The organism is Leptospira barantonii, from assembly GCF_002811925.1.
Taxonomy (GTDB): domain Bacteria; phylum Spirochaetota; class Leptospiria; order Leptospirales; family Leptospiraceae; genus Leptospira; species Leptospira barantonii.
In genome coordinates this window covers 287379-312200 of record NZ_NPDS01000002.1, presented here as the reverse complement: position 1 = coordinate 312200, position 24822 = coordinate 287379, and the positions used below count along the sequence as shown (strand labels likewise).

Below are 24822 nucleotides of genomic sequence, written 5' to 3'. Positions count from 1 at the left end.
TTAGTTCGCCTGCAAAGGTTTTCTTAAAAGTTTGAGGTCATCCTCGTTCACTAAATCCAATAATTCGTAAATGCGAACGGGTTGAGTTTTTCCCTTCACTTTAATCAAGTCCAGTTCTCTTGCGACGACCCTGTCCCTTACCTTTTCGTAGGTGTACTCGGAGATAATGATATGGGTTCCGTATTCTTTATTCGTTCCTTCCAATCTGGATCCAAGGTTGATGGTGTCTCCCATACAGGTGTAATCCATCCTGTGGGAACTCCCCATGTTTCCGACGACGGCAGGACCGGAGTTGAGTCCGATTCCGATATCCATTTGGGGGAGATCCAAGCTCTTCCATTCTTCCTTAAGGGTGGCGAGTCTTCTCATTTGAGCGAGTCCGGCCGCACATCCATAATAAGCGTGATCTTCCAGAGGCACGGGTGCCCCCCAAAATGCCATGATCGCATCGCCCATGTATTTATCAATCGTTCCCTTAAATTCAATGATGATCTCGGTCATCTCGGAAAGGTATTGGTTCAAGAATTGAACCAGTTCTTCCGGTCCCATTTTTTCGGACATCGTAGTAAATCCGCGGATATCCGAGAAGAAGATGGTGATGTCCCGTTTGGAACCGCCGAGGTTTAAGTTGTCCGGATTTTTCAAAAGTTCGTCCACGACGTCTTTGGAAACGAATTTCGAGAACGTGCTTCGTATGTATTTTACGTTTTCTTCCTCGGTTAAGATTCTAAACCCGATGAGTCCGATGAAGATAAACAACTGCTCGAGAATCACGGTCGGGTACAAATGCACCAAGTTGAGTTCAGAAAAGTTTACGAGCGTAATCACGGAATACAAAAACGCGGTCGCTAAGAAGAAAATAAACGCAAGCCAAGTTTTGAGTCGGGGTTGAATGATTCCCGCCAAAATACCCACGATGATCAGAATCAAAAATTCTCCCCAAAGCGGAAGTTCGAAAAGAAAGTCCTGGTTGAGAATGGTATTGATCGCCGCGGCGTGGTGTTCGATCCCCGACATGTCTCCGAAAGGAGATAAGTGCGTATCTTTTGCGGCTCCGGCTCCGGTCGCGTAATACATCGCCACTAGAAAGATCGTGTTCTGGAACTGGGACGCGGTTTCTTCGTTCCATTCGGTGGCCGCTTCGAAAATTTCATGAGCGCGGAAAGAATAGAGTCCGCCCGGAAAGTTGATCTGCATCTGTCCGTCGTCGTCGATCGGAATCGTGATCTCGCGCGTATCGTTCGGACGATTCATGATATCCTTGGTTTCCATCTTCAAGGTTTTGCGGTTGAAGTTGGTCAGGGTTTTTTGCGGGATATTCTTGATCTTAACGTGTTTCCCCATCACAACGTGAACGTCTCTTTTTACGTCCACTCCGAGATAGTTACAAGCGATGATCAAGTCGATGGAAGGATAATATTCCGTTTCTCGCAGAGGTCCGGCGTTCAGAAGTTTTGCGACGAGAGGCATACGTCGGTTCAAACCGCTTTCATCTTTTTTAATATTCGCAAATCCTAATCCGGATGCCTTGTCGGCGACCGGCTCGATCGGAGGCTGAGGAAATTTCAACCAGGATCTTCCGGTGTCGCCCGGATCTTCCACGTTTTCCAGTTTGAATTTTCTAAGAACTTCGATTCTTTTTTCCAAATTGAGAATCGAACTTTTCGATTCCAAACTCGTTTCCATCGGGTAGTCAAACATGACCTGCGGATTTTTTGCAAGAGCCTCGGACATTTCTTCCGTTTGTCCGGGTTTGTAATCCACGAAGAAAATATCGAACATCAACTGGTTGGAAGTGTTTTTGAAAATGTCTATGATGTTTGCGTAATATTTCCAAGGAAGAGGCCATCTTCCCTGAAGTTTTTCCAAAGAAGTGGTGGTGATCCCGATGATCTGAATGTCCTGTCTCGCACCGGGAGGAGGATTGTAACGAGTGTATTCGATCGTTCCTTCGTCGGATTCCTTTTCGCTCTTGTTGACTCCCGCTCTTAAGAGTGTGAATCTCCAAGAAACCGAAGATTCTTCCAACTCGGAAAGTGGAGTGAAGATCTGATACAGAAAAAACATCGTAAGCGAAACTACGACCGCGAGCCAGACGCTTCCCGACTTCTGTTTATCGGCGGTGTTCGCTTCGATGAACTTGTAGATCGGATAAGAACTGACTACGAGCAAACCGAATCCGCTCAGTAAGAATTCCGTGTTGAGCGAGAAGTTGGGAAAAAAGGCGGTAAAGGAAATGAGAACGATACCCAATAGTCCCAAAATTAAAGAGACGATATGGATTGGAGTGATTTTCAGTTTGGTTTCGCTCATGCGCTCCTCCGGATTAGATCGGGGAACAGTATCCAATCCGTCGGAGTTTCGTCAATATTTTACGGGTTCGCCCGGAAATTATCTCATGGAAGAACGCACGGACGTAGCGTAGGAAAATAATTTCTGAACACAGGTTTCCCGATCGGAGCCGTGTTCCTCGATGATTCTCTGAACCGCGGAACCGATGATCACACCGTCGGCGTATGCGGAAATTTCTTTCGCCTGATCGGCTGTAGAAATTCCGAAACCGGCGCAGACCGGAAGGGAGACCAATTTTTTTACGAGTTTGATTCTTTCCTGAAGTCCGTTTGCGATCGCGGTTCTTTCTCCCGTAACTCCGTACGAAGTCACGTAGTAGATAAAACCGGACGCGAGAGACTTCATAGATTTGATTCTTTCCTCGGTCGTTGCGGGTGTTACAAGATGGATGAAATCGATCTTTCTTTTTTCGAGTTGAGTGAAGAATTCTTCCGCTTCCGGGGTATCATACGGAAGATCGGGAATGATCAATCCTTGAATGCCGGAATTTTTCGCGATCTCCGCGAAGGTTTCAAGTCCCATAGAATAGAGGGGATTGAAGTAAGTCAGATACACAAGCGGAGTTTGCGGATGCAACTTGTGAATCTCCGCGGTGATCTCGAGAATTTTTTTCATGGAAAACGGATGTGCAAGCGCGCGTTTGAACGCCTTTTGAATTACGGGTCCGTCCGCGGTCGGATCGGTGAACGGAATTCCAAGTTCTAAAATTCCGGCGCCGCCTCGAATGAGCGCGTCCGCCCAAGCTACGCAGGATTCATAATCGGGATCACCGAGAGAGATGTAAGGAATGAATGCACTTTTCTCTTGTGAGAATACGGAAGCGATCGCGCTCAAACAAATTCTCCTTTGCGAAGTCTTGCAACCTCGGCGACGTCCTTGTCCCCTCTTCCGGAAAGACAGATTAAGATATCTTCTTTTTTTCCCATCGTCTTCGCGAGATCCTTCGCATAACGGAACGCATGCGATGTTTCCAACGCGGGAATAATTCCTTCTATACGGCAAACTTCAAGAAAGGCGTCTAACGCACCTTCGTCGTCAACGTTCGCGTATGTCACTCTTCCGCTTTTATGAAAGTGCGCATGTTCCGGTCCGACTCCCGGATAATCAAGTCCGGCGGAAACGGAATGAGCGGGAACGATCTGACCGGCCTCGTCTTGGATCACGAGAGTTTTGGTTCCGTGTAGGAATCCAGTTTTTCCGAATTGGATCGTCGCCGAATGTTCTCCGGGTTTTGTAGAATAACCGCCCGCTTCCACTCCGTAGAGTTTTACTTTTTTATCTTTGAGGAATCCGTAAAACATTCCGATCGCGTTCGATCCTCCGCCCACACATGCGATGACCGCGTTCGGAAGTTTTCCGTTTACTTTTTTGAATTGTTTTCTGGATTCAATTCCGATCACGGATTGAAAATCGCGAACGATCGTTGGAAACGGATGTGGTCCGATCGAAGAACCCACGATATAATGTGTATTAGAAACGTTTAATGCCCAGTCGCGCATCGCTTCGCTCGTCGCGTCCTTGAGAGTCGCGGTTCCGCTGGAAACTCCGACTACTTTCGCGCCCATCATTCTCATGCGGATCGCGTTGAGTTCCTGACGACGAAGATCCTCGTCGCCCATATAAACTACGGTTTCCATTTTGAACATCGCGCCCACGGTCGCGGTTGCAACCCCGTGTTGTCCCGCTCCGGTTTCGGCGATAATTCTTGTTTTACCCATCGCCTTTGCGATCAACACCTGACCGATCGTGTTATTGATCTTATGCGCTCCGGTATGATTGAGGTCTTCGCGTTTCAGCCAGATTCTCGCGCCGCCCCAAGCCTTGGAAAGACGTTCGGCATGAGTAAGCGGAGAAGGCCTTCCGATATAATTTTTGCGATAATACTCGAGTTCTTTTTTGAAGTGTTTGCTCTTCTTCAGTTTTTTATACGTGGCTTCGAGTTCCACGAGCGCGTCGTGAAGAATTTCGGGAGAATAACGTCCGCCGAATTCTCCGAAGTAACCCTCTTTTCCGAAATGATGTTCTTTTCCCATAACTACTCCAATTCGCCGAAGAGCTCCTGACGAAGCGCTTCCACTCTTGCGACAAGATCCTCGAATCCGGTGAACGCAAAAGATTCTTCTTTATCGGTCTTGCGGTTGTAGATCGAGATCTCTCCGTTTTCGAAGAATTTTTTTCCGATCGTAACTCGGATCGGAAATCCGATCAGTTCGGAATCCTTGAGTTTGAATCCGGGTCCCACGTCGCGGTCGTCCCAGAAAATTTCGATTCCTTCGTTCTTTAGAACATTATAAAATTCTTCCGCTTTGGAATACTGTTCCTCGCCTTTTGTGATGCTCACGAGTGTGACTTCGAAAGGTGCGATGCTGATCGGCCAGAAAATTCCTTTATCTTCGTTGCACTGTTCGATGACGGTAGCCATCGTGCGGTTGACCCCAATTCCGTAACAACCCATCGTAAGAGTTCTGGCTTTTCCGTTTTGATCCAGAACCTGAATCCCGAAAGCCTTCGTGTATTTTTCGCCGAGTTTGAAGATATGTCCTACTTCGATTCCTTTTTCGGCTTTGAGAGGAGTTCCACAGTTCGGACAAAGATCCCCTTCTCTTGCTAATGCGACATCGGCGAATTCGGGAAGTCCGGAAATTTCTTTTTCGAGAACGAAACCCTGTGTATGAAAGTCTTCTTTGTTCGAGCCGACCACATACGGATAATCTTTTTGCAAAGAACGGTCGTATAAAACTTTTACCTTGTCGTTCGGTGCAATCGGTGCGATAAAACCGGGGACGAGTTCGAGTTCGCGGATTTCCGCGTCGGTCATCGGTTCCGAGTCCACGATTCTGAGCAGAGAATGTAGTTTATGAAGATTGAGTTCAAGATCCCCGCGCAAATAGACGAGAATCTTTTTCTTATCCGATTTCAGCGCGACCGCTTTGATCGTTTCGGCTTCCGTGATTCCCAAAAGCGCGCTGACTTCCGCGATCGTCTTCTTACCGGGAGTTGCGATCTCTTTTTTTTCGGCGAGTTTGGCCGGAGCTATATTCTCTTTTTTGAATATGAACGGAGTTTTTTCGCTGTTCGAGCTGTATCCGCAAGAATTACATAAAAGTAATGTTTCTTCTCCGATGGGAGAAACTACCATAAATTCTTCCGACGCGGAGCCGCCCATACTTCCAGAATCCGCTTGGACCGGAATCGTTTTCAATCCGCAACGATCGAAAATTTTTCTGTAAGCGACTCGCATCGCTTGATACGTTTCGTCGAGAGAAGCCTCGTCGATATGAAAGGAATACGCGTCCTTCATCACGAATTCTCTAGAACGAATCACACCGAAACGAGGACGAATCTCGTCGCGGAATTTGGTTTGGATCTGATATACGTTGATCGGAAGATCCTTGTATGATTTCAACAAAGGTTTTACGAGAGAGCTAAAGGATTCTTCGTGTGTGGGTCCGAGCGCATAAGAAAGATCGTGTCTGTCCTTGATGCGGAACATTTCCTTTCCCATCGCGTTCCATCTTCCGCTTTGTTCCCAAAGTTCGGAAGGAGTTAAAATCGGAAGATCGAATTCCAGCGCGCCTGTGTTGTTCATTTCTTCGCGAACGATCTGTTTGATCTTTTGAAGAATCTTAAGTCCGAGAGGAAGATAAAAATACAAACCCGCCGAAGACTTGCGTGCAAGTCCCGCGCGGATCATAAGACGATGGGACGCGACTACCGCGTCCGCAGGATTTTCTTTTTCTGTGGGAAGAATATATTTCGATGCTTTCATGCGTTTTAGAAAATTCGCATTACATCGTTGAAGGTGACGTAGAGTCCGAGCCCGAGTAAGAATAAAAATCCGATTCGAAAGATCGACTCGATCACTTTTCCCGGAAGTGGTCTTCCGGTGATCGCTTCATACGCATACAATACGATATGTCCACCGTCCGCCATCGGAATGGGAAGTAAATTCATTATCATCAGAGCAATCGAGATCCTTGCGACAAACTCGAGATAGGTTTCCCATCCGATCTCCAAACTGATTCCCGCGTAGGAAACGATTCCCACCGGTCCGGAAAGGCTGTCCTTTACGGAAAGAATTCCGGAGAACAACATACCGATTCCCTTGAGAGTGGTTTCCACGTTTTCATAAACGTCCTTTCCCGCAACGGTGAACGACTCGAAAAATCCGAGATCGCGCGCCATCGGCTCCGGATTGAACTTCATGTTCGGTCTGAATCCGAGAAGTCCGATCGGACGAATTTTCGGTTCGGCTTCCAATCTGAGATTTCCCATATCCACGGTGATCGTTTCGCCGTTTTTGTTTTTGATATAAGCGAGAAGTTCTTCGAAACTCGGGAACGTTTTTCCGTCCACGGCCAAGTTCAAAAGTTTTTGACCGAGTTCGGGATCGTAACTTGCGAACTGATACGATTCGAGTTTCAGCTCGGGATATTTTTGATCTCTTAAATTCTTAAATTCTAATATATTCGCTCCGAGTACCGGAACTTCCACGGTCACGTTTTCGGTGGACCAAGGATTGACCAAAGGATAGGTTTTACGATCGATGACGATGCTGACTTTTTGGTTTTGGTGTTCCCCGAGAATTTTCTGAAGTTCGCCAACCGTCGAAATCGTTTTTCCGTTGATGCTTTGAATCACGTCCCCGTCGTTTAAGTAACTGAGCGCTCGGGAACGAAGAAGATTTTCCTTTTCTTCCTTTTCTTTTTCCAAAAGAACTTCCGCGGGAATGTCTCTGCCTTCTACGGCTTTTTTCAGACGTTCTTGGTAGTAATTCTCCGCTTCATGCGTTTTATCGAGTTTGGAAGAAAGCCAGTGTTGAAACTGTTCCGTATAACTGAACGTCGCGACCACTCTTCTGTCTCCGAACGGTTCCACGCCGATCGTGGGAATTCCGGAAGAACGTTTCGGATTGTATACGATGCGAGGAGTTACGCTCCATTCCAGCGCCTTGCCGTCGCGTTCGCCTTGGATCTTGAGTGCGTTTCCGGAGGACAAACCTACGTTAGTCACGATGTCTTCGAACTTTTCGGTTTTGTTTCCGTCGATGTTTAAAATTCTATCCCCGGTTCTAAGCCCCGATTGATACGCGGCGGAGAATTCCTGATCGGCGGGATCGATGAAGATTCTGTTTCCCGGAGGATTGTGTCCGAGAAAATTCAAAACTAATAATATTCCAAAACCTAGAAATAGGTTGAACAGAGGTCCGCCGAGAACGGGGATCATTCTTTTGAGAGGTGGTGTGGAAAGAAGTTCGCCCGGTTCTCCCTTTACTTCTCCGCCGTAATCGTCTCCCTTAAAAAGAACGTAACCTCCGACCGGGATCGCCGTGATCTGATAGGTCGTTTCACCGACCTTCTTTTTCCAAATCCCTCTTCCGTATCCGATCGAAAAAATTCTCGCCTTAACGCCAACGAGCATTCCGCAAAGAAGATGACCCAACTCGTGGATAAAAATAGAAATCGCCAACATAAATACGGCGCCTAATACCATGATTAACATGCGGATACTGCCTTCCTTGCTTTCAGTTTTCTGACGGTTTCTCGGGCGATTCGATCGACTTCCTCGTATTCCTCGAGAGAATCCGGAAACTCGATCGGAATTTCGTCTAACGCGGCCCGAATGTAATCGGGAATTTCCGCAAAACGAATTCCGTCCTTTAAGAACAATTCCACGGCCGCTTCGTTGGCCGCGTTAAAAATACAGGGAGCCGTTCCGCCCGCTTTTCCCGCTTCGAATGCGAGCCCCAGCCCCGGATACCGTTTAGGATCGGGTTCTCTGAATTCGAGTTTGCCCCAATCCGTTGCAGGATGAGACCGAAGTAATTTCGGGACAGGTTCCGGATGAAAGAGAGAATGTGCGATCGGAAAGATCATATCCGGATAAGAAGCGTAAACAAAGGAAGCTCCGTCCTTGAGTTCTATGATTCCGTGCGCCACACTTTGCGGATGAACCACAACTCCGATCTTTTCATACGGAACACCGAACAAAAAATGCGCTTCGATGACTTCCAAACCTTTGTTGATCATTCCGTTGGAATCGACCGTGATCTTCGGACCCATGTTCCAAGTAGGATGATGAAGAGCTTGTTCCTTTGTGACGTACGCGATCTGTTCGATCGGTAAGTCCCGAAATGACCCGCCCGACGCGGTGAGAATGATTCTTTCCAGAGCGTTTTTGTTTACCGATTCGAGAAGTTGAAAGAGTGCGTTGTGTTCCGAGTCGACCGGAACGACCTTCGTGTTGTGTTTTGCAATCAAGGAATTGATGAGAGGTCCAGACGTGACTAACGTTTCTTTATTAGCGATTCCTAATCTTTTTCCGGCGGTGATCGCGGCGATGGTCGGGCGCAAACCCACCGAACCCACGATCGCGGTGATCACGATCTGCACGTCGGGTTCTTTTACGAGATCGGATAGGGAAGATTCTCCGTAAAGGATTTGTGTTTTACCGATTTTGTTTCCGAGAACGGATTTGTCCGCGCGGTTGTCGCTAACGCAGATAAAGTCGGGGGAGAATTCTTTCTGAATCTCTTTCGCTTTTTCAAGATTGGAATGAACGCTGAAAGAATGAAGTCTGAATTCTTCCGGGTAGACGCGCAGTACCTTTAGAGTGGATTCTCCTACGGAACCCGACGCACCCAGAAGACAGACGGAGGTTGTCATACCGATTAGACTTGGAATCCAAGATTCCCCTTGATTTGGAGATAATAATACAACACGGGAATGGTGATCAAAAGAGCGTCCGCGAGATCGAGCATTCCTCCGTGACCCGGAATCAAAGAACCCGAATCCTTAATCTTTGCGTCTCGTTTCATAGCGGATTCCAATAAGTCGCCGATCACACTCACGAGAGAAATGATAACCGAAATCAAAAATACTTCCACTCCGGAAATCGCCGAAGCCGTGTGTGTGAAATTTTCCCAGATCGCGTTGAAGATAAAAACCGAACCGATCGCGGTGACGATCCCGGTCGCGTAACCTTCCCAGGTTTTTTTAGGGGAAATCGCAAGACCGGCCGGATGTCTTCCGAACCATCTTCCTCCGAAATACGCGCCCGCATCGGTTAAGAATGTGATCACGGAAACGAGAATGATGTAGTAGATCCCCTGCCCCATTCCGAGTAAAAGCATCAGATGTCCGAGAGGAACCGCGGTGTAAAACACTCCGAGAAACGTGGAAGAAACCGAAAAGATCGCTCCGTCTAACGGGCGTCTGGTGATCTGCAGAGTAAACGTTATGATAAACAGCAAAAGCAGAGCCGCAGGAACCGCGTCGAACGGCGGAATGAAATACTTGATATGCATCAAAAAGAAAAGCGGCGGCTCGAACTTGTTCTGAGCGCCCATAAAACGGAAATAATAAAACGTGAGAATGAGAAACATAAAGAACGTTCCCGTTCCCCGAAACGGTTTACCGTCGTCCCCGCGATCCGCAAGATTGTAAAATTCCTTGATTCCGACGTAGCCGCCTACAAGAAGAATCAAATAAGTCTGCAGGTAATAATAACCCGCATAGAATATCATAAAAAGATAAAGTACTACGAGCACAGCCGCAGAAGCGAGTCTTTTGGACGTTTCACCCATTCGTAAGTCCTCCGAATTTTCGGGTTCTGGTTTCGTACCATTTTAAGGAATCCACCAGAGATGTTTTGTCAAAATCCGGCCAGAGAGTATCGGTAAAATACAGTTCCGCATATGCGGACTGCCATAATAAAAAGTTCGAGAGCCTTTGCTCCCCCGCCGTTCTGATCAGTAAATCTACGGGAGGAAGGGTGGACGTATATAAAAATTTTTCGAGTTCCTTTTCTTTCACGGGCTTTTCAAAGGAAACTTTGGACCGTTTTCTTTCCAAAAACAGCTCCTGAGCCGCCCGTAGAAGTTCGTCCCGTGAACCGTAGTTCAAACAAAAGTTGACCGTGAGGTTTTTGTTCTTTTTGGTTTTGTCGATCGCGAAGTCGATCTTGTCCAAAACGCCTCGGGTTAATTTTTTTCGGCTACCGGAATGATGAATTCTGATTCCACGTTCGTGAATCGTGTCCAAACGGGTTTCTATAAATTCGATGAGAAGACCGAAGATGGAACGGATTTCGGTGATCGGTCGTTTCCAGTTCTCGGTCGAGAACGCGTATAAGGAAATATTCTTTAGGCCCAGCTCTAAACTCGCGTCCATCAGACGATCGATCGCGTTGGCACCTTCCCGATGACCTTCCGATCTGGATTTTCCTCGGGCGGTGGCCCATCTGCCGTTGCCGTCCATGATGACGGCGATATGTTTGGGGAGATTGGACTCGAACAAGCCCACGTTAGATCGTAGTGATTTCCTTTTCCTTCTCTGCAGTCAGAGCGGAAATTTTATCCACATAAGAATCCGTGATTTTTTGAATCTGATCCTGAACGGTTTGAATCTCGTCTTTAGACATACCTTCGGTATGTTTTTTAAGATCTTCCATCGCGTCTCTGCGGATGTTACGAATCGCGACTTTTTTCTCTTCGGACTTGGACTTTACGACTTTTGCAAGTTCTTTGCGTCGTTCACCGGTTAACTCGGGAATGATGATACGAATCACCACACCGTCGTTAGACGGTTGTAAGCCGAGACCGGAAGTCTGGATCGCTTTTTCGATATCCTTCATGACTCCCTTATCGTACGGGGAAATCACGAGAATTCTCGGCTCGGGAACGGAGATGTTTCCAAGCTGATTGATCGGAGTTAAGGTTCCGTAGTAGTCGACTCGAATGTCTTCCACGAGAGAAGGATTCGCTCTTCCGGTACGAATGGTCCCGAAATCTTTTTTCACGAGGTCGATGGTTTTATCCATCTTGGTCTTCATTCCAGAAATGATTTCTTCACTTGCCATCGATTTGAATGTCCTCCGAGTTAGAGATCAGGGTTCCGATGTTGTTTCCGGTAATCAGGTATTTGAGGTTCCCGCGTTTAAAAATATCGAAAACGATGATGGACATGTTGTTTTCCATACACAAACTGAGAGCGGTGGAATCCATAACCTTCAATCTGCGATTGATGGATTCCATAAATGAAATCTGAGAATAACGTTGAGCCGTAGTATCTTTTTTAGGATCCGCGGTGTAAACCCCGTCGACTTTCGTCGCTTTGAGAATCACGTCACAACCTACTTCGACTGCTCTAAGACTTGCGGTCGTATCCGTTGTGAAATAAGGGTTACCGGTTCCTCCGGCAAAGATCACGATTCTTCTTTTTTCAAGGTGACGAACGGCGCGTCTGCGAATGTAACTTTCCGCGATGGAATTGATTTCGATCGCCGATTGAACTCTTGTATAAAGTCCTTTTTTTTCGCAGGCGTCTTGAAGAGCGAGAGCGTTCTGAATGGTCGCCAACATTCCCATGTAGTCGGCGGTCGCGCGATCGATTCCCGCTTTTGCGAGATTCGTTCCGCGAATGATGTTTCCGCCCCCGACCACAAGAGCGATTTCCACTCCGAGGTCGTGAACTTCTTTAATTTCTTCCGCGAGAGAATGGGCCTTGTTGGTATCGATCCCGAATTCTCCCTCTCCGGCGAGAGCCTCTCCGGAGAGCTTGATTAGAATTCTCTTATACTTCGCTTCCGTTCCCAAAACTTAGAGTCCACCCACCTGAAAGCGGACGAAACGAGCGAGAATGATATTCTCACCGAATTTCGCAATCGCTTCCTTTACTAGGTCGTCGATGGTTTTGGAATCGTCTTTGAAGAAGGACTGATTTACGAGACAAGCCTCGGAAATGTATTTCTTGATCTTTCCGGGAAGAATCTTTTCGATTTGCTCCGCTTTCTTGCCTTCCGCTTCCAGCTGAGCTCTCATGATTCCTTTTTCCTTTTCCAGATCTTCCGCAGGAATGGATTCTTCGTTGAGATAAAGAGGATTCATCGCCGCGATCTGCATGCAGATTTCTTTTCCAAGAGCTTCGAAGTCTTCGTTTTTAGAAACGAAGTCGGTTTCGGAGTTCAGTTCGACAAGAACTCCGATTTTTCCGTTACCGTGAATGTAGGAAACTACTCTACCTTCTTTGGTTTCTCTTCCCGCTTTTTTAGCGGCTTTAGCGATCCCTTTTTCACGAAGCCAAGTGATCGCCTTTTCGATATCCGCGTTGTTTTCTTCGAGAGCCTTTTTGCAGTCCATCATCCCTGCGCTGGTTCTCTCTCTGAGTTCTCTGATTAAATCTGTGGTTACTGCCATTGCAAAAAATCCCTTAATCTTTTTTATCCACTTCTACAGTGGTGCTGGCGCCAGCCTCTGCCGCCGCTTTAGCGGCTTCTTCTGCCGCGGCTTTGGCTTTTTTAGCGTCCGCGTCTTCGTCCATAATGAACTTACCGCTTTCATCATACTCACCTTGGTATTCCAGAGCCAGAGCTTCGGAATCTAAGTCTTCGCTGAATCTTGGTTGTTCCACGACTCCGCCGGTTCCTTCGATCACCGCGTTAGACATGGTTTCGAGGAATAGGGAAATCGCGCGGATCGCGTCGTCGTTACCCGGAATCGGATAATCGATCAGCTCAGGGTCACAGTTGGTATCAACCACTGCGAAGATGGTAAGACCGAGTTTGCGGGCTTCTTTCACTGCGATCTCTTCCTTTTTAGGATCGATCACAAACATAATTTCAGGGATGGTAGCCATGTCCTTGATCCCGCCGAGAGTTTTGCGGAGTTTTTCCAACTCTCTTCTCAGGGTAAGAACTTCTTTTTTAGTTTTTACTTCTTTCTCGAAGCTGTTATCGGCTTCCATACCTTCGAGTTTTTTCAGACGTGCGATACTCTTCTTAACTGTGTTCCAGTTTGTAAGAAGACCACCCGGCCAACGGTTATTGATAAAGAACATATTGGAGCGGATCGCTTCTCTTTCGATCGCGCCTCTCGCTTGTTTCTTTGTTCCGACAAAGAGAACTTTCTTTCCGTCGGAAGTTTGCTTCTTCAGAGCGTCGTAAGCTTCTTTCGCTTTTTGAACGGTCTTTTGAAGATCGATGATGTGAATCCCGTTTCTTGCCGTAAAAACATACGGCGCCATTTTGGGATTCCATTTGCGAGTCTGGTGTCCGAAGTGTACTCCGGTTTCCAGAAGGTTTTTCATTGAAATCACTGACATTGTTTTACCCCTTTTTTAGTACGAAATACAACGTCGCTACGAGTCCCATAAGACTAGCAGGGGTAAATTGTATCTCGACCTTGATTACGTAGAGTTCTAATTTGATTGCTTCTTGGAGCAGATAGGAAGAGAAAAAAGAAACGCCGGTTAGGCGATCGAGAATGACTCCCGTCACGGCTCCTGCGAAAAAACCAAGGAGCAGAATGAGGGCTATTTTGCCTATCTCAGCCCTGTCCGTAGGCTTTTTCGGGTTAGCAGATACCACTTTTTACTGGTTTAAGCGTGGGTCAATCTTTATTGGGCTGGATCATTTCACAGTTCCCGTCAAAGATCACTCCGTCTGCAATTTGTAGTTTGGAAGTTTTGATATTTCCGTTTACCTTTCCGGTCGCGAGCATTTCGAGCTTTTGGGTCGCGATTACGTTTCCGGTAATTTCTCCGCCTACGATCACGGTGCCGGCTTTGATGTTCGCGCGGACCTTAGCGCCCTCGCTTACAAGGAGGAATCCTTCGGATTCGATCTCGCCTTGAAACTCTCCGGAGATTTCAAGGGGCTTTTGGAAGTTTAAAATTCCGGAAAAGGAAGTTTCTCTTCCGAGAACGGTGGAAATTGCTCCGTATTCCGTGATGGGACGAGCGGTTCTGGTTGCGGGTTTTTTGGACATGGATTCTCTTATTTCGTTTTCATTTCAAAAACTCCGTCCCAGTCTTCGGGAGGAGGAGTTGCGATAAATGCCTGGCATCGGCCGATGTATTTTTTGGACGGCCCGTCGTCCGGAGTCAACTCGCTGGCCTTTTTAAATTTTTCTAAGGCTTCCGTAAACTTTCTGACTTTGTATAAACTCAAACCCTCGTTGTAAAACTGAATGGTCTGTTTCATTGTTTCCGAGATCATCGTTCACTCCTTATAAAGCACCACGACTGCGGTCGAATAGTTCTCAGCGTGGCTGATCGAAACCGAACAACCGCTGTAACCTTTGGTAAGAAACAATTCTTTGGATTTTCCATGGAGTACCAATTCTTTTTTTCCGAATTCCTTTCCGAAAAGTTCGATTTCCCTCATGTCGAGAATGACCTTGTCTCCCGGTTCGATCGCCTTGATGAACGCTTCCTTGACGCAGAACCTTCCGCTTAGATGAGGAATCGGATCTTTTCGATTGGAACAGTATTCCCGTTCGGATTCGGAAAAAACCCGTTTTAAAAAACGTTCTCCGTGTTTTTCCAAAAGGTCCCGGATTCTTGAATTTTCTACGATATCGTTGCCTACGGAAATCTTCATTCTTCCTCGATCAGTTCCGGATTGGAATCCGGTTCGATCGTATTCTCCTCGTCTCCCGTATCCGATTCTTCCCCGCTTCCGGATTTATTCTGATCGGGTTTGATCTTATAAAGAATGGAAATCCGATCCGGAAAAACTCCGAGAATGTCCACCGCTTTCAAAGAAGGCGCCTTGTTTAGACGAATCTTCGCAAACGCGGGTTTGTTATCGGGAAGAATCTTTTTTGTCTTAGGATCGTATTTATGAGAACAGACCACGCTCGCCGAAAGTCCTTTGATGACTTGGATACTTTTCAGAGGGGTTTTGGATTGAAGTTTGACCGAAACCTCGGGCTCGGAAAATTCCGCTTCGAGATTCTTATCCAAACTTTGACATTTGATCGGAATTCCGAGTAAAAGAGTTTCGCCCGCGTTAGACGCGCTTGCGAATACGTTCACCCGAACCGTAACTTCTTTTACGTTGTCTCGAACTCGAACCGTTGCCGGAAATTCGGGCAGTTTGTGTTTGATCGTAAAGGATTCCGTTTTGTCCTTGAGAGAAATCGGAGGAATGTTGATTTTTCCGAGATCGTCCAAAATTCCAGGAGGTCCGCTCACGTGAAGCACCGAAGGAGAAACGAAATGGCTCGTCTTGACGTAGTTAGGCGGAAGATCCCCCGTGAATCGAACGTCGATCGGAAGCGTTCTTCCCGAAGTCGATTCCACGATGATCTTCACCTTGTCCTTGAGTTTGGTGATTCGCAAACCGGCGGGAGCCCCGGAAATTCTATAAACGGAAACAAGATTCTCCCCCGCTTTGAGTTCGCTCGCGTTGACGTGCGCCTTCATAAACTGAGAATAATAATTCACGTATTCGCGCACACCTTCCACTTTTACCGGAACGGTTTTGTCCGAAAGTCTGGACACGTTCAAAGAACCGCTGAGTTTCGGATATTCCACGGGAACGTGAATTTCTTTTACGAGTATTTTAGAATTTTGTAAATTAACATAGAATACGATCGCAAGGATCAAAGATCCGAGTTTGGCCTGCCAGTTGTTGAAAATTCGTTTCAACATCATCGTTCACCCGTTTTTTCTTCCGAAGAAGAATTGTGTTTTTCGGAGCCGGTATCTTTTTTCTGAAGGATCGTAGTTACGAGGTTTTTCAACTCGATCGGTTTTACGGGATGTGTGATCTCACCGTCATAACATACCGAAATTTCTCCGGTTTCCTCGGAGGTTACGATTACGATCGAATCCGATTCTTCCGAAATTCCTATGGCCGCTCTGTGTCTTGCGCCCATTCTCGCGTCGTCCAAGTTTTGAGTCATGGGTAAGAATGCACCGGCGCACGCGATTCTGTTTTGTTCTATGATGACCGCTCCGTCGTGGAGCGCCGAATTTTTTTTGAAGATCGTCAAAAGCAAACTCGTGGAAATGATCGCGTCGAGCTGTACGGATTGATCGATGATTTCTTTCAGGCTGTTTTCTCGGACGATCGCGATGAGCGATCCGGTTTTGTTTTTCGCCAAGATCTTTACGGCCTCGGAAATTTCTTCCAAGTCGGTCATCTGTTTCAAAAGAAAGGGCTGAAAGATTTTCATCCGAGAAAGATCCGCCGTGATCTTTCTAAGTTCCGGTTGAAGAAGAACGATAATCGCGAACACGAGCGCCGGGCGGATGTTTTCTATGATCCAATCCAGAAGTTCGAGTTCGAAGTAACTCGCAAAAATCCCGAGAAGCCAGATGAGAGCGACCCCGAGTAAAAGTTGAATCCCTCTGGTTCTTCGAATCGTGGTATAAAATTGATAGATTAAAACGCTGACGATGATTACGTCTACGATGATAATAAAAGGGTTTTTACCGAGGGGAAAGAGAGATATGTTCTTGAAAAAAAACAAATCGATTCTCCCTTTCTTACAATCCTAATACGGCAAACATATCGTAAAGTCCGGGTTTACGTCCCACTAAAAATTCGGCCGCGTGCACCGATCCGACCGCGAATGTTTTGCGGTCCTGAGCCTTGTGTGTGATTTCGATTCTTTCTTCGGGAGTGAAAAAATAAACGGTATGATCTCCGATCACTTCTCCCGCACGCAGAGTATGAATTCCGATTTCTTTCGGGTCCCTTTCTTTTAGAATTCCGTGTCGTCCGTGAACCACGTTCTTCTCGGTTCTGCCTAACGTTTCCAGAAGGATGTTCTTTAACTTCTCGGCGGTTCCCGACGGAGAATCTTTTTTATGACGATGATGGATGTCTTGGATTTCTATGTCCGAGATTTCTCCCATAACCTTGGCCGCGATTTCGGTTAACTTGAACAACAAGTTCACGCCGATCGACATGTTTGGAGAATATACGATCGCGATTTCCTTCGACGCGACTTTCAAGGAATCCTTTTGCAGTTCGGTAAGCCCGGTCGTTCCTACGACCACCGGTTTTTTCAAAGAAACGCAGGCTTTGAGGGTCAAATCCAAGTTCTGATGTGTGCTGAAGTCGATGACACAATCCGCACCTTTGATCGCGGATTCTATGTCGGAAGTAAAGTTCACTCCGTTTTGTTTGATTCCGGAATGCAAACCGGAATCCATTCCGTGAAACACGGAACCTCCGCTTACGACCGCGGAGGAAAGAGAGGATTTATTCGACGAAGAAAGAACGGTGATGATGGCGCGACCCATTCTTCCCGATCCTCCGATGAGAGCGATCTGAAACTTTTGTTCCGACATTTCTTATTCGTATCCTTTTGAGATCAGACCTTCGAGGATCTTTTTAAATTTCGCGCTCGTTTCATTCTGCGAAAGTGGAGTCATCGGAAGACGAATTTCGGGAGAACAATGTCCGAACCAACTCATCGCGGCCTTGATCGGAATCGGATTGGTTTCCATAAACGCGAGCGAAAATATGTCGATAAAATCGTAATGAATTCTTTTGGCTTCCGCGAGATTACCTGCATGAAACGCGTTGACAAGTTGTACAAGCGCCTTCGGAAATAAATTGGAAACCACCGACACAACCCCCACTCCACCGACGGCCATAAGAGGAAGGGTTAAATTGTCGTCCCCGGAAAGAACGGTCATCTTGTGACCCACGAGTGAAATGAGTTTGGACATCTGACCCAAATCCCCGGTCGCTTCCTTCATCGAACGAATGTGTTTTACTTCGCTGAGTCTAAGTACGGTTTCGGGAAGAACATTCACGCCGGTTCTTCCCGGAATGTTATAAAGCATCACGGGCACGGAAGAATGTTCCGCGATTTCTTTGAAATGTTGAAAAAGTCCTTCTTGAGTCGGTTTGTTGTAGTACGGATTCACGGAAAGAATTCCGTCCACCCCGTCCTTACACGCGGCTTCCGTGAGTTCGATCGCTTCTCTTGTCGAATTAGAACCCGTTCCCGCCACAACTTGAATCCGACCTTTGACGGCCTTCACGGTTTCGCGGATCAGTTCCGCGTGTTCGGAATGGGAAAGCGTCGGAGATTCTCCCGTTGTCCCACAAGGAACAACTCCGTTGACCTCGGCCTTGATTTGTTTTTCCAGAAGCTTGAAATAACTGTCGTAGTCGATTTTTCCGTTTTTGAAAGGTGTGATGATTGCTGTGTAAACGCCCTGGAACATAAGGTTAGGTTCCCGAGTTTAGCCGGATTTGGCAATCAAAATCATTTCGATTTCTGATTGCAGGGAGATAACTTCCGTCTAGCCTGGAATGCCAGTGGAACCAATCTCTCATTTCTGGAATCCGGGAATTCTTTCCGTTCTTTTGTTCTTCATCACGGCGATTTTGTCCTGGATTTATCTCAGGTCGGAAACGTTCGGCATCAGCGACGTCTCGAACGAACGAAGTATGCACGTCGGAACTACGAAAAAGTCCGGAGGGATCTGGATCTTTCTCGGAGTTTTTTCGATCGCCCTTGTTTGGTTTGGCGGTTTCGAGAATGCGGAAGAAAAAACGATCTTCTTTTTTGCGGGTCTTCTTTTCTTTTTCGTAATCGGTCTCGCGGACGATCTTCTTTCTCTCGGGGCGGGAATCCGTTTGCTTTTAGAAATCGTCTTTTTGATTTTTTTCTTTTTGTATGTTCCGGTGAATTTCACTTTGCTCGGGTTCAAACTCGACGCAATTCCGGGTCTTTCCACGGCGGTTCTGATCGTCTACGTTTTGTTTGTCGTAAACGTCTGCAATTTTATGGACGGACTCGATACGTATCTCGTTTCTCATTTTTTACTCGGCGTATTTGCGTTTTCGTTTTTGTTTCATTCTTACCTTCCGACGTTTTACATCTGGATCTGCGCCGGACTTTTCGGATTTTTGATTTTCAATCTTCCCAAGGCCCATCTGTTTATGGGAGATTCCGGATCCTTGCCCTTGGGTTATGCGATCGCGGTGCTTCCGCTTTTGTATGTCGATGAAAAGAATTGGGTTCAGTTCGAAATCAGCTCCGCTTTCTTTTTGCTTCCCGTGTTTTTTGTCGACGGTGTGATTACGATTCTTCTGCGTTTAAAGGATCGGGAGAATATTTTGAAAGCGCACAGAAGACATTTGTATCAGCTCGTCGCGGTGAAGACGCCGCGCAAAGGATTGGTTTCAATCGCGTTCACGTTAGGCAATCTTCCGGCGATGATTTTTTTCGGTCTTCACAGGGCCGCGGGAATTCCGGGAAGTGTTGTGTTCTGGATTTGTTTGGGAGTTTACGTCGTGGCGTATTTCGTGATTTGGAAACGAGTCAAAATTCGTTCTTAGATCGGATCATTTTTGTGACTTGCTGAAATCAAATTACAACTCGCAACTCATTCCGGAACGTTGAGTTTCATTCTATAAAGTTCCGATTTCAATTTCAACCTCAGTCTATAAACTTCCTTGTTTTCCGGAGAATTGAGTATTCAAATTCTTAGCATACAGATTGTTTGGTCGGTAAAATATCCGATTTTGGTATATTCTATTTCAGAATGTAGAATGATCTCGTTTTGTATAAATCCCTCTATTCAACCGAAGCGAAAATTTTCTGTAAAAATTTAATCGCGGCAAGAAAGGACGCCGATCTGACTCAGATCCAAGTCGCGAAACTTTTAGGCCAACCGCAATCTTACATTTCCAAAATCGAATCCGGCGAACGCCGTCTGGACGTAATCGAGTTCTGGAGATTTTTTAAAATCTTCGGAAAACCTTTCGAATTTTATTTTCAGTTTGATGAAAAGGCCGATTCCACGGATCGAAAATCAAAAACTCTCAAGGCCGCGAGCGGCAAACGAAAGAAAAAACAGAATCGTCTTTGAGGAGAATGTAGTAGATCCTACATTCTCAGTTGTAACGAATATAAATCCGCTTCAAGGCGAGATTGGCAGGCGGATAATTCGGCTGGATCTGAATGGCCTTTTCGTATTCCAAACGCGCCAGCTCGATATGACCTAAAATCTCGAGACAAGAAGCCGCATTGAAATAAGGATAAACCGGAACCTCGTAACGAGGAGCCGATTTCGCCTTCTCGAACCAAGGAAGAGCGTCCTGATATCGTTTTTGCTGAAGCAGATAAACCCCGATGTCATTATAAGGATTTCCTAATGTAGGATCCGTCTCGATCGCGGTTTTACAGAATTCGATAGCACGATCCAATTTTCCCGCAAGGGAATAGGACCAACCCAAGAACGTCCACGCTTCGGCGGTGGGTTTAACCGCGATGGACTTTCTATAGTGTTTGGAAGCGAGCTTGAGATTGCCTTTGGTTTGATATTCATAGGCGGTTAAAAAATGTTTCTTAGCTTCTTCCGATTCTCCGAACGATTGTAAATAGAGTGGATTCATTCTACACTTTAGACAGGAGTTACTTGGTGGAAAACTTCAAGAATTTCAAAAAGGTTGTATTTAAAAAACCGTCCACTTCTGGAGAAAAGTTATTGTAGAGGATAAAACCGCCCCAATAGATCAAAGTCATACTCACAAGCGCCTTCGCAAGAGATTTGCTGACCTGGGGAGAAGCGGAATAAAAAATCCGAAACAAGGCCACGGGCCATAAGAACCATAGAAAAAAATAAAAACCCTTACCGACTCCGTAAACCCAGGAAAGAATTTCCACGGGATAACTCGCAGTCAAACGTTCGTAACTGGCCTTTAACTCCGGAAAATACTGAAAGAAGTAAAAGATAAAAACGAAAACAAAAATGATTTTCCAGACGAACTCGAAGTCCGAACGGAACAAAACCAAGGTCAGACCGCAAAACCAGAAAAGGAAAATCGGAAATACGATTTGTTCTAAAAGACCAGGCATACTACCTCACAACTCGGTGCAGACATTCTACAAAGCTGGCCGGATCTGCAAGCCCTTTCCCGGCGATATCAAACGCGGTTCCGTGATCGGGAGAAACCCGGATAAACGGAAGACCCAGAGTCAGATTGACCCCATTCTTTCCTTCCCACATTTTAAAAGGAATCAAACCTTGATCGTGATAACAAGCAAGATGAAGACCGAATTTTTTTCTCGCGGAATCGCCAAACATGGAATCGGCGGACAAGGGACCTTCCACTTTCAAACCCTTCTTTTTTAAAAACGAGATCATAGGCTCGAGAATTTCGGCTTCTTCCTTTCCGACCTTGCCCCCTTCTCCCGCGTGAGGATTGAGACCCAAAAATGCGACCGGTTTTTTACGATCGATCTTCTCACAGGAAAGAATGGAATCCGCAAGCGAAACAAGATCGATTTCTTTCAAGAACTCGGGAACGCGCACCAAAGGAACGTGAGTCGTCAACGGAAGAACCTGAAGATCCTTTCCGGACATGAGCATGAAGGTTTTCGTTTTGTATTCTTCGGCTAAGAATTCGGTATGACCGCGAAAGGTAGAAGCCCCCGATGCGATCACCCATTCCTTACTGAGCGGAAGAGTGATGAGATCCCCTCCCCCTTCTTTTTGAAACTGCACCGCGAGCGCAAGAGAAGCCAAGGCGGACTTGCCGGATAATACGGACGGTTTGCCGAACTTCAGAGAAGCGGTTTCTTTTTTGGTAAGCGCGTTATGCGAAACCGCAAACAAACCCTTTTTCAAAATTTGAGACGATGTTTCGGCGGCATCCGCAGTATCCACCGCACCCGCCGTTTGGATCGAAACGAATTCTTTCGGAAGCGGAAACTTACCCGAATGAAAGTAAACGATCGGTCTTGTTTTGGAGATTTTTTTTAAAAGAGAAAGTGAATGGAGGAAGATCTCCGGTCCGATTCCACAAGGGTCGCCTTCTGTAATCAGGATCCGGTTCACTGTTTCGGAAGTTTGATTTTCGATTCGGAGAAGATCTTTGTGAATTCTTCCCCGAAAAGAAAAAGTTCGATTATTCTTTTGTGGTTCCGGATTGTTTACCGAAGATTTTTTCCACGCTGAGAGAATCCTTGGAATACTCGAGATCGATCAGATCTTTTGCGGAATGTTTGAGGTCGTTGGAGATCATACAACGTCCTTCGAGGATCACTCCGTTCTGGATGATCAACTCCGGAGTGCGGATGTCCCCGAGAATTTTAGAAGTAGGAAGAAGCATCACTCTGTTTCTTGCTGTGATGTTTCCGATTACGATTCCTTCGATGATAACGCTGGCGGCGGTGATGTTGGTTTTTACCTTACCGGTAACGCCGATATAAAGCTGTTCCGCTTGTAAGGACTTACCTTCGAATTTTCCGTCGATCTTAAGAGATCCGTTGATAAAGAATTTTCCGCTGAAGTAGGAATTTTCTCCGATGGTGGAGTTCGTAACTTCGGATGAATTTTTAACGAGTGCCATGCGCCTGTCTTTCCTGTATGTCCTTTCGGAGGGAGTTAAAATCACTAAATATGCAGATCCCGCCAAACGGAAAAGGATTTTTCAAGACCTCGTCTTGAAAATTGGCGCAAGTAGGACAAGAGCTTCGGAAATCAGCGAATATTCGGAACGTTGATTCGTTCAAGAGCCTCGGCGGTGAATTCCTGGAATTCCTTGAGAGCGTCCATGATGCTCTTTCCTTCCAGTTCGGTGGCTCTTTCGAATCTCGGATTGAATCGGATCGAATCTTCCAAGTTCATGATCACACCTCCGACTTCCTTCGCCTCTTTGATGACCTTATTTAAGAATTCGTTGAATTTTTGGAACATCTCGAAGGCTTCTGCGATGAAGATCCGGGTTTGTTTGTTCTTCATTCTGCTGAGCTGTTCCCTGAATTCCTGTTTTTCGGCGGCGTGAAATTCTTCGATGGTTTCCGTAAGAACCTTGATGTTTCTTCGGATATTCTCCATATACTTCACGACGCCGTCTTTTTCGTTCGTATGGGAGAAGTCGAAACGTACGTGGGTCTCGTTTAATACGGGAAGATATTCCCGGTCCATCACGTTGATCCAGGTTCCGATCTGATTGACCTCGGGATCGTTGGAGTTCGGCGAAATTTTCATCACCGGATATTTGGCGAGAACACGACCGGATTCGTTCGGATTGTCTTTGTATCGTTTGATCTGTTCGGCGGCCACGTCGAGGTTGTCCGGAATTCCTTCGGGAGAAATGTCCTTCATCTTCGTTTTGTATTTTTCCAAATCCCGAGAAACTCGATAACGTTGTTCGTCGTTCTTCGATCCCTTTGCGATCTTTTCCAGTTGATGGATCATCTTCTGGTATTTCTGCAACTCGAGAATTTGTTCGTGACTGATTGCCATGGATTGTTCTTACGATCCTAAATTTTTTAGGAAACTTCGATCGACTTCAATTCTCCGTTTTCGACGAAGATCTGTCAAGGGAAGTTCCCGGGTTTCCTTCGTGTTTCAACGGTTTCAATTCTTCTTATATCGTTCCAAAACCAAACGGAGATAATCCGAATCAGGAAACTTCAGCAGAAGACTTTCCAAAAGTCCGAGGCCTTCGTCGGTCCGGCCCATTTCCACAAAGGACAAACCTTGCAGATAAAGCATCTCCGGAGAATATCGAAAACGACCGCAGTGTTCCGCGGCTTCCAGGTATTTCTCGAAATCCTTTTTGAAAAAATGAAGCACGGCGCGTGCTCGTCTTGTCAGATAAGAATCGGGAAGTCGTTCTTCCACTCCTCCGATTTCCTTTTGAACGTTCGAGGATTCGGTGGAATTCAAAAGGATCAAAAGTTCGAAAGGACTTAAAGTATAAACAAGATGATTCTGTTTCAAGATCGCATAACGTTTCTCTAAGGATTCGTCCTGACCCGCGAGAATATTTTCCTGAAGAGAACCGAGAAGAACCGATCTTCCGTTCTTTTGTTTTTCTCCTTCGAGCCAAGCCTTTCTGTATTCCTGTGGACGGATTCTTTTTAATACGAAGTAGTTCTCCAGATAACCGTGACGGGAAGAATACGCCTTAAAGAAGGATTCTTTTTCGTCGGAGTTCAGACTTTCGATCATCGTAAGAATTCTTCTTTCGATCGGAAACACGGTTCTAAAACCGGTTGTCTCGTGTTTAAAAAGAAGCCAAGCGAGTCCGAGCAAACCCGGTTCTTGTCCGGTCACGACGAGATCATAAATCGTTTCTCGGTCTTCGACGCTTAGGCCGCCGAACTTCCAAAGCGCTCCGTATTTTTGAAAACGGGATTCTCCCTTGTCCTTTAGAAATTCCGAATATTCAATTTTTCCCATAAGCGCGAGGAGTTGTTTCGCTTCCACGATAAACGGAAGATCCTGATCGTATACTCCGGTCAGATCCTGATATTCGTCGAGTTCCTGTTCGTGCAGAAGAAAGGATTCCAAAACCTGAAAAACCTCGGGGTCGGCTTGGTGTTCTTCCAAGGCCTTGTCCAAAAGTTCCTCGAAAAAAATCTTCAAAAGATTTTTTTCCCGTTCGGAAAGTCCTTCCTCTTCGAAAGGAGAAGTCGCGTCGGAATGAAAACGGAATTCTCCGAGAAGATCGATTCTTATGTTGGAAAAGGGAGAATGAAACTGGTTCAACGCTCCCGAAAAATATTCCAGGATTTTGGATTTAAGACGGATGATTTCAGGATTGCGGGGAGCGGGTCCTTCCGATTTTTTTTTCTTGGAAAGAACGGGAAGAATCCTCTCTTCCACGGAAGTTTTTTCCGCGTGCGAAGAAAGAGTAAACTCGGTCCAGACATCGTTCGTTTTTTCTTTTTCCAGGATTTGCATTGGAATTTCCTTTTTG

28 protein-coding genes are annotated in these 24822 nt (G+C 46.2%); 2 read left to right on the top strand and 26 right to left on the bottom strand.

Features of this window, described 5'->3' with window-relative positions; translation table 11 throughout:
* The 20 genes from CH367_RS06180 to dapA form a co-directional block, all read right to left on the bottom strand.
* A complete protein-coding gene (locus CH367_RS06180) occupies positions 1–2313 on the bottom strand; it encodes an adenylate/guanylate cyclase domain-containing protein (RefSeq protein ID WP_100761619.1) in 2313 nt (770 codons plus the stop codon).
* Positions 2314–2391: 78 nt separating this feature from the next.
* Positions 2392–3186 carry a tryptophan synthase subunit alpha gene (trpA, locus tag CH367_RS06175; RefSeq protein WP_100761618.1) on the bottom strand — a complete coding sequence of 265 codons (795 nt, stop codon included), beginning with the start codon at positions 3184–3186 and terminating at the stop codon, positions 2392–2394.
* Entirely contained in the window at positions 3183–4385 is a 1203-nt protein-coding gene (gene trpB, locus CH367_RS06170; protein WP_100761617.1) for a tryptophan synthase subunit beta, read from the bottom strand. The genes trpA and trpB overlap by 4 nt, the downstream gene beginning before the upstream one ends.
* A gap of 2 nt (positions 4386–4387) precedes the next feature.
* Positions 4388–6121, bottom strand: coding sequence for a proline--tRNA ligase (locus CH367_RS06165; RefSeq protein WP_100761616.1), 1734 nt, complete (start codon positions 6119–6121; stop codon positions 4388–4390).
* Positions 6122–6126: 5 nt separating this feature from the next.
* Positions 6127–7854, bottom strand: coding sequence for a site-2 protease family protein (locus tag CH367_RS06160; RefSeq protein ID WP_100761615.1), 1728 nt, complete (start codon positions 7852–7854; stop codon positions 6127–6129).
* Positions 7848–9017: a 1-deoxy-D-xylulose-5-phosphate reductoisomerase gene (gene dxr, locus CH367_RS06155; protein WP_100761614.1), complete on the bottom strand. Its 1170-nt coding sequence runs from the start codon at positions 9015–9017 to the stop codon at positions 7848–7850. Before dxr ends, CH367_RS06160 begins: the two co-directional genes overlap by 7 nt.
* Before the next feature lie 5 nt (positions 9018–9022).
* Positions 9023–9937, bottom strand: a complete 915-nt coding sequence (locus CH367_RS06150; protein WP_100761613.1) for a phosphatidate cytidylyltransferase — start codon at positions 9935–9937, stop codon at positions 9023–9025.
* Positions 9930–10610: an isoprenyl transferase gene (locus CH367_RS06145; protein WP_244284511.1), complete on the bottom strand. Its 681-nt coding sequence runs from the start codon at positions 10608–10610 to the stop codon at positions 9930–9932. Before CH367_RS06145 ends, CH367_RS06150 begins: the two co-directional genes overlap by 8 nt.
* Positions 10611–10656: 46 nt before the next feature.
* Positions 10657–11211 carry a ribosome recycling factor gene (gene frr, locus CH367_RS06140; RefSeq protein ID WP_100761611.1) on the bottom strand — a complete coding sequence of 185 codons (555 nt, stop codon included), beginning with the start codon at positions 11209–11211 and terminating at the stop codon, positions 10657–10659.
* Positions 11201–11947 (bottom strand): UMP kinase, encoded by a 747-nt coding sequence (gene pyrH / locus CH367_RS06135; protein WP_100761610.1) that lies wholly within the window; start codon positions 11945–11947, stop codon positions 11201–11203. Before pyrH ends, frr begins: the two co-directional genes overlap by 11 nt.
* 3 nt (positions 11948–11950) lie before the next feature.
* A complete protein-coding gene (tsf, locus tag CH367_RS06130) occupies positions 11951–12547 on the bottom strand; it encodes a translation elongation factor Ts (protein ID WP_100761609.1) in 597 nt (198 codons plus the stop codon).
* Positions 12548–12560: 13 nt separating this feature from the next.
* Entirely contained in the window at positions 12561–13451 is an 891-nt protein-coding gene (gene rpsB, locus CH367_RS06125; RefSeq protein WP_100761608.1) for a 30S ribosomal protein S2, read from the bottom strand.
* 4 nt (positions 13452–13455) lie between these two features.
* A complete protein-coding gene (locus CH367_RS06120; RefSeq protein ID WP_100761607.1) occupies positions 13456–13716 on the bottom strand; it encodes a hypothetical protein in 261 nt (86 codons plus the stop codon).
* A gap of 22 nt (positions 13717–13738) precedes the next feature.
* Positions 13739–14116 carry a bactofilin family protein gene (locus tag CH367_RS06115; RefSeq protein ID WP_100761606.1) on the bottom strand — a complete coding sequence of 126 codons (378 nt, stop codon included), beginning with the start codon at positions 14114–14116 and terminating at the stop codon, positions 13739–13741.
* Between the two features lie 8 nt (positions 14117–14124).
* Complete coding sequence (locus CH367_RS06110) at positions 14125–14346, bottom strand: tetratricopeptide repeat protein (RefSeq protein ID WP_100761605.1); 222 nt, start codon at positions 14344–14346, stop codon at positions 14125–14127.
* 3 nt (positions 14347–14349) lie between these two features.
* Positions 14350–14730 carry a holo-ACP synthase gene (acpS, locus tag CH367_RS06105; protein ID WP_100761604.1) on the bottom strand — a complete coding sequence of 127 codons (381 nt, stop codon included), beginning with the start codon at positions 14728–14730 and terminating at the stop codon, positions 14350–14352.
* The gene (locus tag CH367_RS06100) at positions 14727–15782 is read right to left on the bottom strand and encodes a CdaR family protein (protein ID WP_100762068.1); all 1056 of its coding nucleotides are present in this window, start codon (positions 15780–15782) and stop codon (positions 14727–14729) included. Before CH367_RS06100 ends, acpS begins: the two co-directional genes overlap by 4 nt.
* Positions 15783–15784: 2 nt before the next feature.
* Positions 15785–16609: a diadenylate cyclase CdaA gene (gene cdaA, locus CH367_RS06095; protein ID WP_100761603.1), complete on the bottom strand. Its 825-nt coding sequence runs from the start codon at positions 16607–16609 to the stop codon at positions 15785–15787.
* Between the two features lie 16 nt (positions 16610–16625).
* Positions 16626–17435, bottom strand: coding sequence for a 4-hydroxy-tetrahydrodipicolinate reductase (gene dapB, locus CH367_RS06090; RefSeq protein WP_100761602.1), 810 nt, complete (start codon positions 17433–17435; stop codon positions 16626–16628).
* 3 nt (positions 17436–17438) lie between these two features.
* A complete protein-coding gene (gene dapA / locus CH367_RS06085) occupies positions 17439–18323 on the bottom strand; it encodes a 4-hydroxy-tetrahydrodipicolinate synthase (RefSeq protein WP_100761601.1) in 885 nt (294 codons plus the stop codon).
* A 94-nt stretch (positions 18324–18417) separates the two neighbouring features.
* Here dapA and CH367_RS06080 point away from each other — a divergent pair, with 94 nt between their 5' ends.
* Together CH367_RS06080 and CH367_RS06075 are read left to right on the top strand one after the other, a co-directional pair.
* Positions 18418–19443, top strand: coding sequence for an MraY family glycosyltransferase (locus tag CH367_RS06080; RefSeq protein WP_100761600.1), 1026 nt, complete (start codon positions 18418–18420; stop codon positions 19441–19443).
* Positions 19444–19667: 224 nt separating this feature from the next.
* Positions 19668–19976 carry a helix-turn-helix transcriptional regulator gene (locus CH367_RS06075; RefSeq protein ID WP_100761599.1) on the top strand — a complete coding sequence of 103 codons (309 nt, stop codon included), beginning with the start codon at positions 19668–19670 and terminating at the stop codon, positions 19974–19976.
* A 25-nt stretch (positions 19977–20001) separates the two neighbouring features.
* Here CH367_RS06075 and CH367_RS06070 read toward each other — a convergent pair whose 3' ends face one another.
* From CH367_RS06070 to CH367_RS06045, 6 genes are all read right to left on the bottom strand, one after another.
* Positions 20002–20502 (bottom strand): tetratricopeptide repeat protein, encoded by a 501-nt coding sequence (locus CH367_RS06070; protein WP_100761598.1) that lies wholly within the window; start codon positions 20500–20502, stop codon positions 20002–20004.
* 19 nt (positions 20503–20521) lie between these two features.
* Complete coding sequence (locus tag CH367_RS06065; protein WP_100761597.1) at positions 20522–20965, bottom strand: hypothetical protein; 444 nt, start codon at positions 20963–20965, stop codon at positions 20522–20524.
* A gap of 1 nt (position 20966) precedes the next feature.
* Positions 20967–21947: a PdxA family dehydrogenase gene (locus CH367_RS06060; RefSeq protein WP_100761596.1), complete on the bottom strand. Its 981-nt coding sequence runs from the start codon at positions 21945–21947 to the stop codon at positions 20967–20969.
* Between the two features lie 70 nt (positions 21948–22017).
* Positions 22018–22461 (bottom strand): bactofilin family protein, encoded by a 444-nt coding sequence (locus CH367_RS06055; protein ID WP_100761595.1) that lies wholly within the window; start codon positions 22459–22461, stop codon positions 22018–22020.
* A 131-nt stretch (positions 22462–22592) separates the two neighbouring features.
* Positions 22593–23360 (bottom strand): hypothetical protein, encoded by a 768-nt coding sequence (locus CH367_RS06050; RefSeq protein WP_100761594.1) that lies wholly within the window; start codon positions 23358–23360, stop codon positions 22593–22595.
* Positions 23361–23474: 114 nt separating this feature from the next.
* Positions 23475–24806 carry a tetratricopeptide repeat protein gene (locus CH367_RS06045; RefSeq protein WP_100761593.1) on the bottom strand — a complete coding sequence of 444 codons (1332 nt, stop codon included), beginning with the start codon at positions 24804–24806 and terminating at the stop codon, positions 23475–23477.
* Between the last annotated feature and the right edge of the window lie 16 nt (positions 24807–24822).